At 40.9% G+C, this 14,731-nt stretch carries 16 protein-coding genes; 7 read left to right on the top strand and 9 right to left on the bottom strand.

What is annotated here, in order from left to right:
• Nucleotides 1-267 precede the first annotated feature (267 nt).
• The 4 genes from ACUVXA_RS06465 to ACUVXA_RS06450 all read left to right on the top strand — a co-directional run bounded on the left by ACUVXA_RS06465 (nucleotide 268) and on the right by ACUVXA_RS06450 (nucleotide 2,933).
• Nucleotides 268-474 (top strand): hypothetical protein, encoded by a 207-nt coding sequence (locus tag ACUVXA_RS06465; protein WP_445870430.1) that lies wholly within the window; start codon nucleotides 268-270, stop codon nucleotides 472-474.
• Nucleotides 475-576: 102 nt separating this feature from the next.
• A complete protein-coding gene (locus ACUVXA_RS06460) occupies nucleotides 577-1,578 on the top strand; it encodes a hypothetical protein (protein WP_445870429.1) in 1,002 nt (333 codons plus the stop codon).
• Nucleotides 1,579-1,634: 56 nt separating this feature from the next.
• Nucleotides 1,635-2,237 carry a hypothetical protein gene (locus ACUVXA_RS06455; RefSeq protein WP_445870428.1) on the top strand — a complete coding sequence of 201 codons (603 nt, stop codon included), beginning with the start codon at nucleotides 1,635-1,637 and terminating at the stop codon, nucleotides 2,235-2,237.
• Nucleotides 2,238-2,525: 288 nt separating this feature from the next.
• On the top strand, nucleotides 2,526-2,933 hold the full coding sequence (locus ACUVXA_RS06450) for a hypothetical protein (RefSeq protein ID WP_445870427.1): 408 nt from the start codon (nucleotides 2,526-2,528) through the stop codon (nucleotides 2,931-2,933).
• 104 nt (nucleotides 2,934-3,037) lie between these two features.
• On the opposite strand, the gene ACUVXA_RS06445 is transcribed toward ACUVXA_RS06450, so the two are convergent.
• Together ACUVXA_RS06445 and ACUVXA_RS06440 are read right to left on the bottom strand one after the other, a co-directional pair.
• Nucleotides 3,038-4,285, bottom strand: coding sequence for an alkyl sulfatase dimerization domain-containing protein (locus ACUVXA_RS06445; RefSeq protein ID WP_445870426.1), 1,248 nt, complete (start codon nucleotides 4,283-4,285; stop codon nucleotides 3,038-3,040).
• 73 nt (nucleotides 4,286-4,358) lie between these two features.
• Nucleotides 4,359-5,672, bottom strand: a complete 1,314-nt coding sequence (locus ACUVXA_RS06440; protein WP_445870425.1) for a M28 family metallopeptidase — start codon at nucleotides 5,670-5,672, stop codon at nucleotides 4,359-4,361.
• 71 nt (nucleotides 5,673-5,743) lie between these two features.
• Here ACUVXA_RS06440 and ACUVXA_RS06435 point away from each other — a divergent pair, with 71 nt between their 5' ends.
• Complete coding sequence (locus ACUVXA_RS06435) at nucleotides 5,744-6,223, top strand: sirohydrochlorin chelatase (protein WP_445870424.1); 480 nt, start codon at nucleotides 5,744-5,746, stop codon at nucleotides 6,221-6,223.
• Nucleotides 6,224-6,271: 48 nt separating this feature from the next.
• Here ACUVXA_RS06435 and galT read toward each other — a convergent pair whose 3' ends face one another.
• The 3 genes from galT to ACUVXA_RS06420 form a co-directional block, all read right to left on the bottom strand.
• Complete coding sequence (galT, locus tag ACUVXA_RS06430) at nucleotides 6,272-7,237, bottom strand: galactose-1-phosphate uridylyltransferase (RefSeq protein WP_445870423.1); 966 nt, start codon at nucleotides 7,235-7,237, stop codon at nucleotides 6,272-6,274.
• A 101-nt stretch (nucleotides 7,238-7,338) separates the two neighbouring features.
• Nucleotides 7,339-8,295, bottom strand: coding sequence for a pyridoxal-phosphate dependent enzyme (locus ACUVXA_RS06425; RefSeq protein ID WP_445870422.1), 957 nt, complete (start codon nucleotides 8,293-8,295; stop codon nucleotides 7,339-7,341).
• Nucleotides 8,296-8,362: 67 nt separating this feature from the next.
• The gene (locus tag ACUVXA_RS06420) at nucleotides 8,363-9,199 is read right to left on the bottom strand and encodes an alpha/beta hydrolase (RefSeq protein ID WP_445870421.1); all 837 of its coding nucleotides are present in this window, start codon (nucleotides 9,197-9,199) and stop codon (nucleotides 8,363-8,365) included.
• A gap of 133 nt (nucleotides 9,200-9,332) precedes the next feature.
• Here ACUVXA_RS06420 and ACUVXA_RS06415 point away from each other — a divergent pair, with 133 nt between their 5' ends.
• On the top strand, nucleotides 9,333-10,277 hold the full coding sequence (locus ACUVXA_RS06415) for an amidohydrolase family protein (protein WP_445870420.1): 945 nt from the start codon (nucleotides 9,333-9,335) through the stop codon (nucleotides 10,275-10,277).
• 36 nt (nucleotides 10,278-10,313) lie between these two features.
• Here the strand turns inward: ACUVXA_RS06415 and ACUVXA_RS06410 are convergent, their stop codons facing one another.
• Genes ACUVXA_RS06410 through ACUVXA_RS06395 form a run of 4 tightly spaced genes read right to left on the bottom strand, consistent with a single transcriptional unit; the run spans nucleotide 10,314 to nucleotide 13,870 of the window.
• A complete protein-coding gene (locus ACUVXA_RS06410) occupies nucleotides 10,314-11,354 on the bottom strand; it encodes a uroporphyrinogen decarboxylase family protein (RefSeq protein ID WP_445870419.1) in 1,041 nt (346 codons plus the stop codon).
• 3 nt (nucleotides 11,355-11,357) lie between these two features.
• Nucleotides 11,358-11,999 carry a cobalamin B12-binding domain-containing protein gene (locus tag ACUVXA_RS06405; protein WP_445870418.1) on the bottom strand — a complete coding sequence of 214 codons (642 nt, stop codon included), beginning with the start codon at nucleotides 11,997-11,999 and terminating at the stop codon, nucleotides 11,358-11,360.
• 52 nt (nucleotides 12,000-12,051) lie between these two features.
• The gene (locus ACUVXA_RS06400) at nucleotides 12,052-13,224 is read right to left on the bottom strand and encodes a uroporphyrinogen decarboxylase family protein (protein ID WP_445870417.1); all 1,173 of its coding nucleotides are present in this window, start codon (nucleotides 13,222-13,224) and stop codon (nucleotides 12,052-12,054) included.
• A gap of 1 nt (nucleotide 13,225) precedes the next feature.
• Entirely contained in the window at nucleotides 13,226-13,870 is a 645-nt protein-coding gene (locus tag ACUVXA_RS06395; RefSeq protein WP_445870416.1) for a cobalamin B12-binding domain-containing protein, read from the bottom strand.
• 244 nt (nucleotides 13,871-14,114) lie between these two features.
• Here ACUVXA_RS06395 and ACUVXA_RS06390 point away from each other — a divergent pair, with 244 nt between their 5' ends.
• Nucleotides 14,115-14,645 (top strand): THUMP domain-containing protein, encoded by a 531-nt coding sequence (locus tag ACUVXA_RS06390; RefSeq protein WP_445870415.1) that lies wholly within the window; start codon nucleotides 14,115-14,117, stop codon nucleotides 14,643-14,645.
• Nucleotides 14,646-14,731: the final 86 nt, after the last annotated feature.

The following is a 14,731-nucleotide window of genomic DNA, read 5'->3' as shown; positions in this document are numbered from 1 at the left end:
TGTTCACCAGCCAAAACCAGTTTTAATAACCTATTTCATTTTCAAATACTGTTCTATGACTTCAAATTTGTTTCACGAGCAAATTGATGCTCTCGATGAACACCATTCAAGAATATATTGCTGACAATAAAGCTTGTACCGTTAATATAAGTGTGTTTTAGATAATATAAGTGTGTTTTAGATAAATTTATATATTAAATTCTGGATAATAATTAACGCCTACTCTTTGCGTGATGAAGGGTAGGGTAAAAACTTTGGGAGAGAAAAATGGATAGGAAATTTAAATGGGTAGCGTCAGCTGTTATTATAGTTATAGTTTTGGGTATTGGAACAGGACTAATTACGGTTCCCGTGTTTAAGCTTCCGGAAACAAACTACCTTGCCCTGGGAATGACCCTCCTAAACCAAAACGGTGGAACCACTCAATCAATTATTGATCTAGACTCAAAAACAATAGCTAAGATAGAGAACTAAGCGCTTATCCGTGAAGAAATTCCAGAAATCAAGGATAAAATTCAAAACAGCCTGAACCAAGGTTTTCAGAAATGGACAAAACAGAACTCCATAAAATTCACATTGTTTAACGCGACCAGTGAAACCGTTACTCCTCTATTCTTCCAGTTCCTAGATGAGAACCCAAGATATAAGGAAGCCTTCAAACTGTACGACCAAGTTCTTGCCCAGGAGAACGATTATAAGATGCAAGAGTTGACAAAAGCCATTATAGCCATGGATGTGAATTACGTGGTTCAGAACGGTGAACTGTTAAACCAGTGGAACACCACCAGCGAAGTAAACGGAACCACCTACACCAGCATGTTCAAGGAATACTCACTGGAAATTAATGGAACAACCCTAACCGTGGTCAAAGTGACCATAATGAGCAGTGATGGGACTGTCATCGTTGACCCATACCTATACGTTCACAAAGTCAACCTGTTCTACCTTCAATTTGTGATCATCAGCTGGATACCCTACTGGGGAATATACGTTCCCTGCTACTACGGATGGGACATCTACTCTTACGTACGCTTCAGTAACGACACCTCAGTCGTCGGAGTTAGTGAGGCAGCGGCATTCTTAGGTAGTGCCGTAAGTGAACTTGACGGATTAACCACAACTCTCGAAGTATATGCTGCATTCTGTTTTGTAACCGGGCTTGTGTTACTTGCTACACCCGCAGCCCCGGCTGGAGCAGCTTTAGGAATTATGAGTGGTATATTAACTCTTGCAGGTGTAGTTGCTTCAGTAGCAGGTACAATTATTCTCAATGAATACCTTTACTCTGCGGCGTATAACTATGCACGTGACCCAACCTTTGGCATCTGCACAATGGATAGACATCATCTCATATACACGACTAATCCTGTCGAGCTGTGGTCTTGGAGTACTTTTCATGTTGTTTACTGTGATGGGGGTGTAAAACAGATTTCACCCTTCCCTGTCGGAGTTTATTATTATACAGAGTGGTGGCAAGCGCTTACTATTGTTAATTTCTTTACGTGGATTAGCAGTAACTTTGGCTTTGAACACTGGGTATGGATGGGACCCTACGTCCCTCCTGGAATATTCGGTTAAAAGGAGGAAATTAACTTTATTTTCTCTCCTTTTCCCCTTTTTTGGAGGTTGATAGATTGTTTGTTTGGCGTGGGTTGGATACGAAAAGCGTGTTAAAAAGGTTATACATTTTGTATATACCATTTGCAGTATTGTTTTGGATAGCGGCTATTTTTCCTTTTTATCAGGAGTTACTGGGTTACTCTTTTACATTCTTTACCGGGTACGGAGTGTTTGAGTACACTTCTCTGGGGATAAAATATTTTGGTGACCTAGCGTTTCCTGTGATTACTAGTACCACAGTTTTTGTGGTGGTGCTCTTCTTCCTCTCCTTGACACTATTTTTGATAAATGGTATCTGGATTATATTAATTCGTCCTTTTAAGAATGTTAAGGGATTCGAAAACACTGGGAGAGTACATGAAGTAATAGAATCTTTAACCGTTCAGGGGTCTAAGAAAGAAAAACTAATTGTCGCAGCCTTCATGCTAACTGGTATACTAGCAGTTCTATTTTTTTCAATTGTATTTCTTGGTTGGCTCGGAATACTAACATTAAACATTCATTCCTTAATTTTCTTAACGATTCCTCCCCCGATCTTTTTGTTGATGGCACTACATTTTGAATCAAGGATTCAACGCTTACTAAAAAAATACGGGGAAATGGTCCAACATAATTAAAAATCAAAGGGCATGAAACCAGTATCATTTTTCTTTTTTATATAGCAGGAAGGTCCATATAAAATGACTTTTCCCTTTTATTTGGGGCGATCATATGTTGGTTTGGCGTGATTTAGATACGAGAAGTGCATTGAAAAGGTTTCAGATATTGGTTGTACTCTCTTTATTACCGTTATTTGTTTCCATCGCCTTTGAGCTTTATTTTATTTCCCTAGGCTCGTCCTTTTTTTCATAGGTTATGCAGTGTTTGAGTACACTTTTCTTGGGATAAAATGGGGTGGCGAACTAGTGATTCCGTTTTCTACTGCTACAACGGTGTTTGTGGTGTTTGTGGTGTTGCTCTTTTTCATTTTCTTACCCTTTGTAGTAATTGGTAGCTTGGGAGTATCTTTTACTCGTCCTTTTAAAGATGTTAAGGGATTCGAAAAGTTTGGTAAAGTATGTGAAGGAGTCAAATCTTTTATAGTTCAAGGGTCTAAAGGGGAAAAGTTAATTGTCGCCGCTCTTACACTAACTACCATAATGGCATTCCTGTTTTGGTCACTGGTACTTCTTGGTTGGCTTGGAATATTAGTGTTAAAAAAAGGGTTAGCGTTTTTGGGGCTTCTCTGGGCAATCAACATTTTAGTCGCACTATATTTTAGAGGAAGAGTTGAACAGGCACTAAAAAGCTATGCAGAAACAGTCCAAACATAGTTAAAAATCGAAGTAACATGGAAGTGTAGTTTGCCTTTCTTTTTCTTAATTTTTAATAGTCAGCTTCGGTGAAGAAGATAGTATTTGCTACGGCTCATAAAAAGTTACTTTAATTTGCGCGCTACCTGACTCTCCCGACGAGCACCGTTCATAAATATGTTATGAGCAATAAAACTTGTTGTCTGCTCAGCCTTGGCTTGGAGCAATTCCGCCTTGAGTTCATGAGCGTCCTTTAAATCAGCGGTCTCAGGGTTATCCAAGACAAAATCCACGAGATGCAGAGCCAACTGTACTTCTCCTGCTTTCTTTAAAGTCTTAGCTCTATTAAGTAATGCTTCAGGTCCGCCGGCCAAGTTCACAACCTCCTTAGCAATGTCTGCCGTTTTTGAAGGAAAGAGATGTGAGGGATTGCCGTCGTACCAGCCTGCATAGCGCCTGTGTATAGCGTGAACAGCGAATGTGGGGCATCCATAAATGGGAGCCAAATAGGACTTATTAGCCAAGTCTTCGGGAAGTTGGACCTCTTCTAGTATCTGCTCGATCCAAGCACCCTGGTTTAAGCGTTTCACCACCTCCTCATGGAGATAACGCAGGGCTCGGGCGGTATTGAGGCAAACTTTTTGAATTTTTTCACCCCGAATGACCGGGCCATGCCCAGGTACTAGAATGTCGGGATGGAGTGAAGCCATCTGTTCTAGGGCACCCGCCCATTCAGTCTCGTAGCGTTGAACCTTGAAGGGGTTTCCCAAATTGGGGAAGGACCAGAGGAGAAAATCGCCGGAAAAGATGACTTTTTTCTCGGGAATCCAAACCCAGGTGGCATCGTCCGTTTCTCCCATTCCAAACCGGAGTTCAAAGGTCAAGCCACCAAGCCGAAAGCTAAAGCGATCATGGTAAGTTACATTGGGATAATAATATTCTATGGGAACCGCGCTCATTCCTTCGGGTACGCTGAACTGGATGCGATTAATGAATTCTTGTTGACCCTGGAGTTCTCGGTATCGGTTGAAACGCCGAACAACGTTTTCGTGGGCAATGATTCTGGGCGGGGGGTCTCCTCGCTCCTCAGCGTCTTTAAGTAGAGCCCAAACACCAAAAGCGTGGTCATAGTGTCCATGGGTGTAAATCACAGAGTGAATTGGGGCATCAGTAACCTTCCGAATATCATTTCTAATTAATTCCCCAAACTGGTGAATAGCGGTGTCTACAACCACCACTCCCTCATCTGTGACAACAAAGCCTACGTTTCCAAAAGTGGTTATACAGTAGACTTTGGGAGATACTTCTTCAACTCCTTTGTATTGTGGAAAAACAGGTTGTGTCTGGGGCTTCTCGTTTTTTGGTTTAACCATTTTTAACAACTCCTAGTTGTGGAATTTTGGGTCTATTGTTTTATTAAAAAAGGTGAGAAGTATATGTTATGAGTTAACGTATATTGTCAATGTATTTTATGTATCCTAAACAGATTTGTAGTACTTGTCCGAGAGCTTCTTTGTCTACTACTTCCGGCGTGTCAAGTCTTGTATGGTAGAATTCGGGTAGTCTTCCTTTTAGTTCGTGGGATCCTATTGTTGTTGCTGGCAATTTTTTACGGCTGAAAGCCGCGGCGTCTGTCGCTCCAAAGGGTAAAGCCCCTAAGCGGGCATTTATGCCTTGTTCTTGAGCAATTTTTAGTAAAGTGTTGCATATCTCTGGATTGTGCTTAGCGCCGATTAGTGTTTCTTTCTCAATTATGACTACGCAGTCTTTTGCTGCAATGCCATCCATGTTGATTAAAACAGTGTTACTTTTCTTTAATTCCTCATAGTGGTTTTTAACATAGCGTTTCGACCCCCGTAGCCCGGCTTCCTCTCCGGAAAAAGAGATTAGATGAATGCGAGTATTTTTGGGATAGATTTCTGGATTGTCCTTGTTTTCGGATAAATATTTGCCTATTCCCAGTACCACAGACACTGCAGATAGGTTATCAAAGGCTCCTGGCACCGGTTTATAGCTGTGGAAGAAAATGTAGATAGCGGCAATCGGAGCTAGAAACAGGAAGAAAATTCCGAACCAGAAGAAGACTGGTGTTAAGTTAAATGGGAGAAAATAGAAAATTGTTTTCAAAACACTAACGATGCTAAATATTACTACTCCAACGTAGCCAACGAAAATAGTTAAGCCACCCACCGTCTTTAGATAGTAGAATATGTTAAATTCGTAGGCGGAATCGTGGTGTCCGGCAAAAATTATGGTGTGTTTAGCTTTGCCTGAGGGGTTTATTGTTCCGATGATGTTTTTGGACTTCTTTTTTGGGAACATAAAGTCCACTAGCTCTCTATAGCGCATTACTTCTAGGATGAAGTAACTAACCGCAAAAACAGCAAGTACACTGGCGATTAATGAGAAAATCAAACCAGAAAAGCTACCATGAGTCAATCCAAGGCTGGTTAAAACTAAGTTGAAAAAGTTGGTACCAACTTGAAGCCATCCCAGATCAGTTAGGACGGAGAGCCAATAGAGGAAGATTCCACAAACGATCATGATAGACCCGTACCTAATGAAGCCCAGAAAAGCGGTGGGACTGCTGGTAAATTCTTCTTGATGTGTTTTGTTGCAGAATTTTTTTAGTTCCTCTTCAATTCTGTTTCCTGCAAGTTCCTCTTCCTTTGAGCCAGATTCTCGCGGCCCAATTTCTTTGCAGACATCTACGATGAAATTATGCATATAGTTTTTCAACGTTTTTTGTATCATAATCATTAAAAGGCATCTTTCATGATTATAAATTTGTCTTTCATATAAATAGAATTAACCGATGAAAGGTGAGGAAAATGGAGAAGATCGGAGTTGTTATAGCTGCTCACGGAGATGTTCCATTAGACTACGATTTGGAGCAGGCAGAACAAATTATGGAAAAAATATCGGATATGGTTAAAAAACTGCCCCGGAATATTGGGGAAATAAATGATCCCCATAAATTGGAAAGTGGAAAACTTGCAGAGAAAGTGAAGGCTAAAACTGGGTTAGAGGTGGAGGTGGGTTACTCAGAATTCTGCTCGCCTAGCATTCCTGAAACCATAAATCAGCTTGCCAGTAAAGGATTTGAGAAAATAATTGTAGTTCCTCTGTTTTTAACTCATTGTAGACACACGGAGAGAGATATTCCAGAGATACTTGAAAAAGTGAAAAAGCAGGTCACAAATGTGGAGATATTGTACATTGAACCTATACTTGAAGGAATAGCAGATATTCTAGCCGAAAAAATAATGAAAAATATAAACAAAAACAGTAATCCCGGCAAAGAAACATAATAAAATCATTTTCGGCTTAAAAAACTGTCATCGTGTTAGTAGCTTTTTTCAGTACCTAATTTTTGAATAAGCTTTTCTTAATTCCTCTGCCTTATCCTCTGGACGATAATCAAATGTCACGGTACCCATGGATTCTTCTACCCCGGCAAAAAATTTGAGTTTCTCTTTTTCCCTGACCGGCGACGAGAATTCAATGTGAAAATGATAATATCCATAATTGTTCCCGTCTGTAGGCTGCTGATGGAGAGCCATAATGTAGGGAAAGCTAAAGTCAAAGAGCTCATCAAAAGTCATCAATACTTCCTTCAGAATCTGAGCCAGACCATCCCTTTCTCCACCAGTTAGCTGTGGAAGGCTTTGAACATGCCTCTTGGTGTGAATGTGTACACCGAAAGGCCACTTAGCATAAAACGGTAGAAACGCGATGTGTTCATCGTTTTCCATAACTACCCTGACTTTGTCCTTTTTTTCCCGCTCGTTAATCTTGCAGAATAGGCATTCCTTACTTTTATCATAGAAGTTTTTACTTGACTCCAACTCTTTCTCTATTCTAGGAGGAATGAAGGGGAAGGCATAGATTTGGCCGTGAGGATGATCCAAGGTAACTCCTATTACTCTGCCCTTGTTTTCGAAGATGAAAACGTACTTTACATAGTCCCTCTGCCCTAGGTCAGTGTACCTGTACGCCCAGTGGTCAACTATCTTCCTTATATGAGCTACACTCAAGTCTGCCAAAGTTTTATTATGTTCTGGAGTGTAGAGAACCACCTCGCAGACTCCTTGGGCTGGAGCCACATGGTAAAAGTCGTTTTCCCCGGTCTCAGGCGGATCAGGTTCAGGAACTAGTGAAGGAAACTTATTAGGAAGACTCATAACATCCCAGTCAGCTGAAGGAACCTCAGGGGACCCGGGACAGAAAGGGCAAACACCACTAGGCAGTAAGGGTCGCTCTTTTCTCTTGCCCGAAACGATGATCCACTCATCAAGAACCGGGTTATATCTTAGTTCGCCCATTAAACCACCTTGAAAAAATGCTTTTGGAGCACTAAACCTTTCTAAATATATAGTAAAATATGGTTTTAACGGTGACGCAAAATATTCAAAAAAGTGCTGATTTAACTCTTTATACGTTGTTCTAAGAGTTTGAAGAAACTTGTTAGATCTATGTTTCCCCCGCTAATTATTATTCCAACTTTTCTTTTCTTGATCTCCAGGTCTCCGTATAGTAGGCCGGCTAATGAGACTGCACCTGAAGGCTCTACTACGAGTTTCATTCTTTCCCATAGGAATTTCATAGCTTCAATGATTTGTTTCTCAGTCACGGTTATAATATCATCAACATTTTCTAGTATAATCTTTAAGGTGTTGTTTCCTAATGATGTTCTGAGTCCGTCTGCAATTGTTTGAGGGTTAATTGAGGGAATGATTTTACCTGCTTTAAACGAGCGAAAAGCGTCATCAGCATTTTTGGGTTCAACACCTATTACTTTCGCCTCAGGACATAGGCCTTTGACTGAGATGGAAGTCCCGCTCAGCAATCCTCCACCACCCACCGGAGCTAACACTAAATCTAGCGAGCCTACATCTTCTATTAGTTCATATGCGGCAGTTCCAGCCCCATAAATTACGTTTAAATCATCAGAAGGATGAATAAGGGTATAGCCATATTCATTGCTCAATCGTTCAGCTTTTTCTTCCCTATCGGTAGGCTTATTACCAGATAAGACGATTTCTGCTCCATAACCACGTGTAGCAGTCTTCTTTACTGGAGGAGTATTTTTAGGCATAACAATTATTGCTTTCACACCCAAGAGTTTTGCTGCCAAGGCTATAGCTTGAGCGTGGTTGCCAGATGAATGAGCAATAACTCCCCTTCGCTTTTCCTCCGGAGTTAATTGATTTATAGAGTTGTAGGCTCCACGAAACTTGAAAGCGCCAACGCGTTGAAAATTCTCACACTTTAAAAAAATAAGTCCTCCGGTTAAAGCATCAAGAGTACGACTAGTCATTACTGGTGTACGATTAACTATTGACCTTAACCTTTCCCTTGCCGCTTCAATTTCTTCAAACATATTTATCATAATGATATTGAAAAAAAAGTTTAAAAAATCTTCTAAATTTTTAAATTACAATTTTTGTTTAAATTCTTGTTTTCAGCCAAGCATCTACATCTTTGAAAACTTTTTCTTTTTCAACCTCGTTGAAAAGTTCGTGGTAGAAGCCGTCGTAAATTTTCATTTTGAAGTCCTTCTCTTTTACCCTCTTGGCGAACTCCTTGCTTCCCTCGGGACTTACCAATTTATCATCACCAGCGACCAGAAGTAGAGTGGGAACCTTCAGCTTATCCGCATTCTTTAGGAGATCCTCCATGGTGGTAAAGAACTCTACAGCGAACCTAGCTGTAATGGTCTTAAAAACTAGGGGGTCTTTGTCATATTTTTCGCATAATTGTTTGTCGTGTGAGAGGTTGTATGGGTCTATTTGGTTTGGTAACTCCTGAGTGGGATTGTTCTTTGAAAGCTCCAGAATTGCTTTTACAAGTTCTGGATCCAACTCACTGGCGAGTTTTAATCCTGGTGATGACAGAATCAGGTAATTTATTTTCTTCGGGTTTTTTAGAGCGTAGGCTATAGCTATTGTTCCGCCTAGACTGTGCCCAAGAAGAATAATTTTTTTTCCTTTTTCACTCTGTTTAACCATATCAATGAAGGTGTCCAAATCATCTAGGTAATCATCGAAACTATCTATATATCCACGAATACCTTCAGAAAGCCCGTGGCCTCTATGATCCAATGCGTAGAAGGCAATCCCCTCATTAGCGAAGTGGTCCGCCACATGGGTATATCTCTCCGAGTACTCAGCTAAGCCGTGCGCCGCCACCATAACTGCTTTAACTTGCTCCGGTTTCCAGAATTGGTAATATAGTTTTATTCCGCCTTTTCCGTCAAATTTTCCTTCTTTATGTATGATTTTCATATTTCAAACCTCCCAATAACTTAAAATATCAAATTGAAATTTAGTAATATTCTCATTATCAACATTTAAACATATAACATATTCGATTATAAATAGGTAAAAAAATCCCATTTTTAATGGAGGAAATCTATAAATGATAGTTGATGTACATTGCCATCTAAGCCACAGAGATTTTTATCCAGACATTTACTGGAATCTTTTAGCTCAGTCCCTCTCTAAAAATTTGGATATTCCCAGCGAGCAAGTATTAAGGAATATTATGCCCGATTTCTGGCAGAAAGATGCAAGTAAACTTGTTGAAAATATGGACAATGCAGGAGTGGATAAAGCGGTAATTATGCCGGTTGATTTTGAGTTGAAAGTGGGCAAAGCCAAAATGACAATAGAAGAACAAAACCTATACCACGCCAGAGCTGCTGACGAATATCCAGACAAGCTTATTAGCTTTGTAGGTGTTGATCCGCGAAGAGGGGAAAAAGCTCTGGAGCTGTTTGAAAAAGGGGTTACCGAGTGGGGAATGAAGGGACTCAAATTCCACCCCGATGCTGGCTACTATGCAAACGATCCTTTATGTTTTCCACTCTACGAGAAATGTGTGGAGTATGATGTGCCACTACTTTGCCACTGTGGTTTGATTTTTCTCCCCTTTGAAGTAAAATATAATAATCCAATATACCTTGACGATGTTCAGACCACTTTCCCAGAATTAAAAATAATAGCAGCTCACATAGGTGGAATAAGCGGTACCCTCACCCTAGCAGAAATAGGATCCCTAAAGTCAGGAATCTCCACAGAGATATCATATACAGGTCAGATGCTTGCACGCGGAACACCCCGCTTTCTCCTAAACAATCTGAGAATGCTTATGGACTTACCCCTCACCTTCGCAGTTCCATTTAAAAATAGGATACTCTTTGGAAGCGACTGGCCCTATGCTAACGCCATGATGGAACTAAAAGAATGGGTTAATTGGATTAAAAAGCTTCCAGAAAAGGGAAAGGAATACGGATTGAAATTCACTGAAGAGGAAGTTAGACTGATTCTTGGAGAAAACGCTAAAAAAATACTTAAAATATAATAAAAAATTGGGTATTTTTGGCAGCTTTTTTGTTTTCTATGTTGTTTGAATGGGGGATTTTCCATATTTTTTAGCGCATTCTATGAGGATGTCTACGTGTCTCAGTGGTATGTTTCTGCTTACACCTCCTCCAGTTGAGAGTATAAATCCCCCTCCAGGTCCGAGTTTCTGGATTACCTCTTTGCAGTTTTTCTCAACTAATTGAGGTGTTCCTCTGAGCATCACGTCTCGGGGATGGATGTTACCCATAAGAGTGTACTTACCGTAAGTTGCTTTCTTTGCTGTTTCTAGGTCTCCTATTTCTCCGCAGTGAAATATATTAATTTCCATTTGGGCTATTTGATCTAAGACATGGGCTGCATAGTTTTCATTATGGTAAAGAATGATACTCACTTTGCTCCTTATGCTGTCTAGGAATTTTTTCAAGTAGGGGGTGAAGAATTCCGCGCAGTGTTTGGCTCTAAGGAAGCCTGTTGTATGATCACTTACTAGTACGAACATAGCGGAGCCGCCAATGGTATCAATCAGGGTGTTAAACCAATTGACGCAGGATTTAACTGTGATGTCTAAAAGTTTATGTGCATACTCGGAATTTTGTGATATAAGTTTAAGGAAGTTTGTGAATCCCATGATTTCACAGGCAAGTTCCACGGGGCCAAAGTCTCCGGTTCCCACACTCCCCTTAACTTTCTGCTGAATCTCAAGATACTCAATGTACTTAGGCATAAGGCCGTCACTATGGGGATCGGGAATCTCTAATGAGTCAATGTCCTCAAGACTTTTTACCACAACCTCTTTAACTCCAGGGATTTCGTCTTCAGGGTCGGAGAGCACACAGCCAAAACCAGAAGCGTGAGCATAAGGCACCCACACAGATGTCGCTATAAATGCCTCAGGAAAGCGCTCCCTCATTTTGTCACCCGCCTCAATCTGCAGCATTGGATCATCAAGGAGCTTCTTTAACGGCACACCATACAGATCGGCGAGAAAGTCCCATTCCGGGAAGAGAATCACGGGAACCCACTCAGGCTCCTTGAAACCCAGAGTTACAAGAGCACGTTCTAAAACCGATGACATGATTTAAACCTCCAATAGTTCTTTAACAATCTCCAAGGCCTTTATAGCGTCTTCACAGTAAGCATCAGCACCAACTTCCTCCGCAAACTCAGAGGTTACAGGACGCCCTCCTATAATAATCCTCACCCTATCTCTCAGACCTTCTTTCCTAATGGCTTCGATCACTTCCGGTATACGCTCCATGGTGGTTGTTAGTAACGCACTAAGGCCTATGATGTCCGCATCCACTTCCTTGGCCTTCTTTACAAATTCCTCTGCTGGAACATCAATGCCCAGATCGTAAACAGCGTAACCTTCAGAAGCCAGTAGGGTGGAGACCACATTCTTACCCAGATCGTGGACATCATCCTTAACCGTTCCTATAACTATTACTCCCTTCTTGCTTCCTTCTGTTTTGATGTGTGGAGTTAAGACTTCCATTCCTTCCTTAAAAGCATCGGCTGCCATTATCATGTCTGCAAGAAAATACTCCTTATTTTCGAAGAGTTCCCCCACCTTTTGCAACCCTTTGGCAAGACCCTTATTTATTGCTTCAAGTGGGGGGATCCCCATTTTTAGCGCTTCTTCGGCACTCTTTTTCGCTTCTTCAACATCCAGATTTACGACAGAGTCAGCCATTTTTTTAAGCAATTCTTCTTTTGACAAAATAATCACCCTTATATTCTCACTTTTCAAAAACCTTTCGATAGAAATTCCCTTACTTGCCGAGGGGATACTTACCGTATTCAACCCCAGCTTCGAGCATCGCCACTACGTTTTGAGGCGGCGTGTCTGGTTGGATGTTGTGGGCCGGGGCGAAAACGTAGCCACCATTTTTACCCAGTATTTCAATCACTCTTCTACATTCTGCCTTAATCTGCTCTGGCTTACTTTTTGGTAAAAGCCTTTGTACGTCGATGCCCCCATCGAAGGTCAACTTGTCTCCAAAGGACTTCTTGAGAGATTCAGCATCCATTCCCTTAGCCAGAGGCTGAATGACTTGGAGTATGTCGACACCGAGATCAATCATGTGAGGAATTAGGGGGGCAACTGCGCCACAGCAGTGCCACATTATTCTCGCGTCTGTGAACTGTTTAATATGTTCTATCATCCGTTTGTGATAGGGCTTCCAGTACTCCTCATACTGTTTAGGAGAAACGAAGGGGGACTGCTGGGTGCCCATGTCTTCGGCTATATATGCAAAGTCTATGTGTTCGCCTATCTCAGAGTAGAAGGACTCCATTATTCCCTCCTCCACTGTTAGTAAAGCATCTGTGAGATAGTGGAAAAGTTCAGGGTTTCTCTGCATATCAAGCAGCATTTGACTAAATCCTCTTATCCAAGCATAGTTTTGAAATATTTGTTCAGCAAAAGAAGCCAGCGCAACAATCACCCGGTCGCTACCCTTTTTCATCTTAAGAACTCTGTCCTTAGCTTTAGCGGAGAAAACTGGATCCTCAGGATCAGGCCAATTGAAGTTATCAATATCTTTGAGGGTAATTTTACCCGTCAGAGGAGAACCGTAAACCTCCAAATAGTATCCCACGGGTTTCACTTTCAAACTATAGATGGTTTCTATGGATCCATCAGGATGCATTTTGGGTTTGGGCATGGACATATAGAGGTATTGGAAATCAACCCCATACTTGTCAAGTATTCTCTCATCCACATTAATAACACAGTTCCCAGAGTTCAGGTAGGGTTTAGGTACATTCTTTAGGCCGAGGTACTCCACAAAATCTTTGTATCCATAGTAAGGAGCCTTGTTCGGCCACCAGTCTGGCATCTCATAAATGGAATTATTCATACCTCCGAAATCTACAGGTACCCGGTCAGGTTCCTCATGATTTAGAACCATTTCCACCCTCTCTCGAGGCGAGAGCTTGCCCAAATTATAGACCTCCTAGAAGCCCCTCAACCAGCCGTATCGATTCAGCGGCATTGGCGGCGTAACCATCTGCGTCTACATCCTTTGCAAAGTCATCGTCCACCGCCGCTCCTCCAATTATAATTTTAACCTTGTCTCGGAGCCCATTTTCTTTTAGAGCATCGATGGTTTTTTTAATGTTATCTCTGGTGGTGCTTAGTAGAGCCGACATGCCCACGATGACCGGGGTGTTTTCTTTAACTGCTTCCACAAATTTGTCTGCCGTGACGTCGTTACCAAGGTCAATGATTTTAAAACCGCTGGAGGCTAGCATCATGCCCACAATGTTTTTCCCAATATCGTGTATATCTCCCTCAACGGTGCCGATTACCGCTTTTTTCACCTCTGCTTTAAGCTCTTCTTTCTCAAAGAGCGGCTTCCATTTTTCCACAGCTTCCGAAATTTCCGTTCCTATGAGTATCAATTCCGCGAGGTAATAGTCTCCAGCTTCAAATTTTAATCCAACCTCTTCTAACCCAAATCTAATATTTTCCACGAGTTTATCAACATTAATGTTAGGAGTTTTCAAAACTTCTTCTTTAAGGGCTTCAAGTTTGTCCGTTTCGATTTTTACGATAGCCGCTCTAAGCTCCTGGTAAATATCACTCATAATTAATCCCTCTGGACTTTTCAGATTGTGAATTTATTTAACCTTTTAAACCATATAAGCTAAATAAACTTTATTTCAATTATTCCATTTAATCTAACTCTACTCCACACTTCTGTAACTATTTTTAAAAGTTTAAGATTCTACTTTCCACTAAGAATCAAAGATTTAATTTAGAGGATTACAATAATGAGATATTAACACTCAGTTGTTTAGATTCCCGAAATATTTGGTTGGAGGATGTTAAATGGAGAATCCAAGCCTTTTTGTTACCTATGATATGAAGAACAAAAGAGAATCTAAGGAGGAGGTTTTATGGGTTTTAGGGAAAGTAGGGGAGCAGGAACCCATTTTCTTAAGCTCAAGAGCTAGAGGCATTTTTCTAATCCAAACATCCTTAGATCCTAAAGAAGTAACCAAAAAGCTCACACAGCTGTGTAAAGAGCAGCCTGATCTCTTTTGGTACACGTACAACTATATTCCCATTGACGTCTGGTGTTCCTCAGAGCTTGACGAAATGGAAGAAAACGTGATAAAACTTGCAGAAGGAATAAAGCAGGATGAAACCTGGAGGATAACTGTTAACAAACGATTTTACGGCAAGTATCACACGATAGACATCATAGAAGCCCTAGCAGAAAACATAAGCTGGGGTAAGGTGGATCTAGAAAATCCTCAAAAAATTATACAAATAGAAATCATTGGAAAGCAAGCAGCCATATCACTACTAGAGCCCAGCGACATTTTCTCAGTGAGCAAGGTAAAAAGCGAGATTTAGAAAAACTTATAACTCAACAAAAAAGAATTTCTAAAAAAACCTACATAAGCTTCGCTTTTTAGACAAATTATAAAAAACCTTTTTTT

The sequence above is a fragment of the Candidatus Jordarchaeum sp. genome (assembly GCF_052745115.1).
This window is presented reverse-complemented; position numbering and strand designations above follow the sequence as displayed.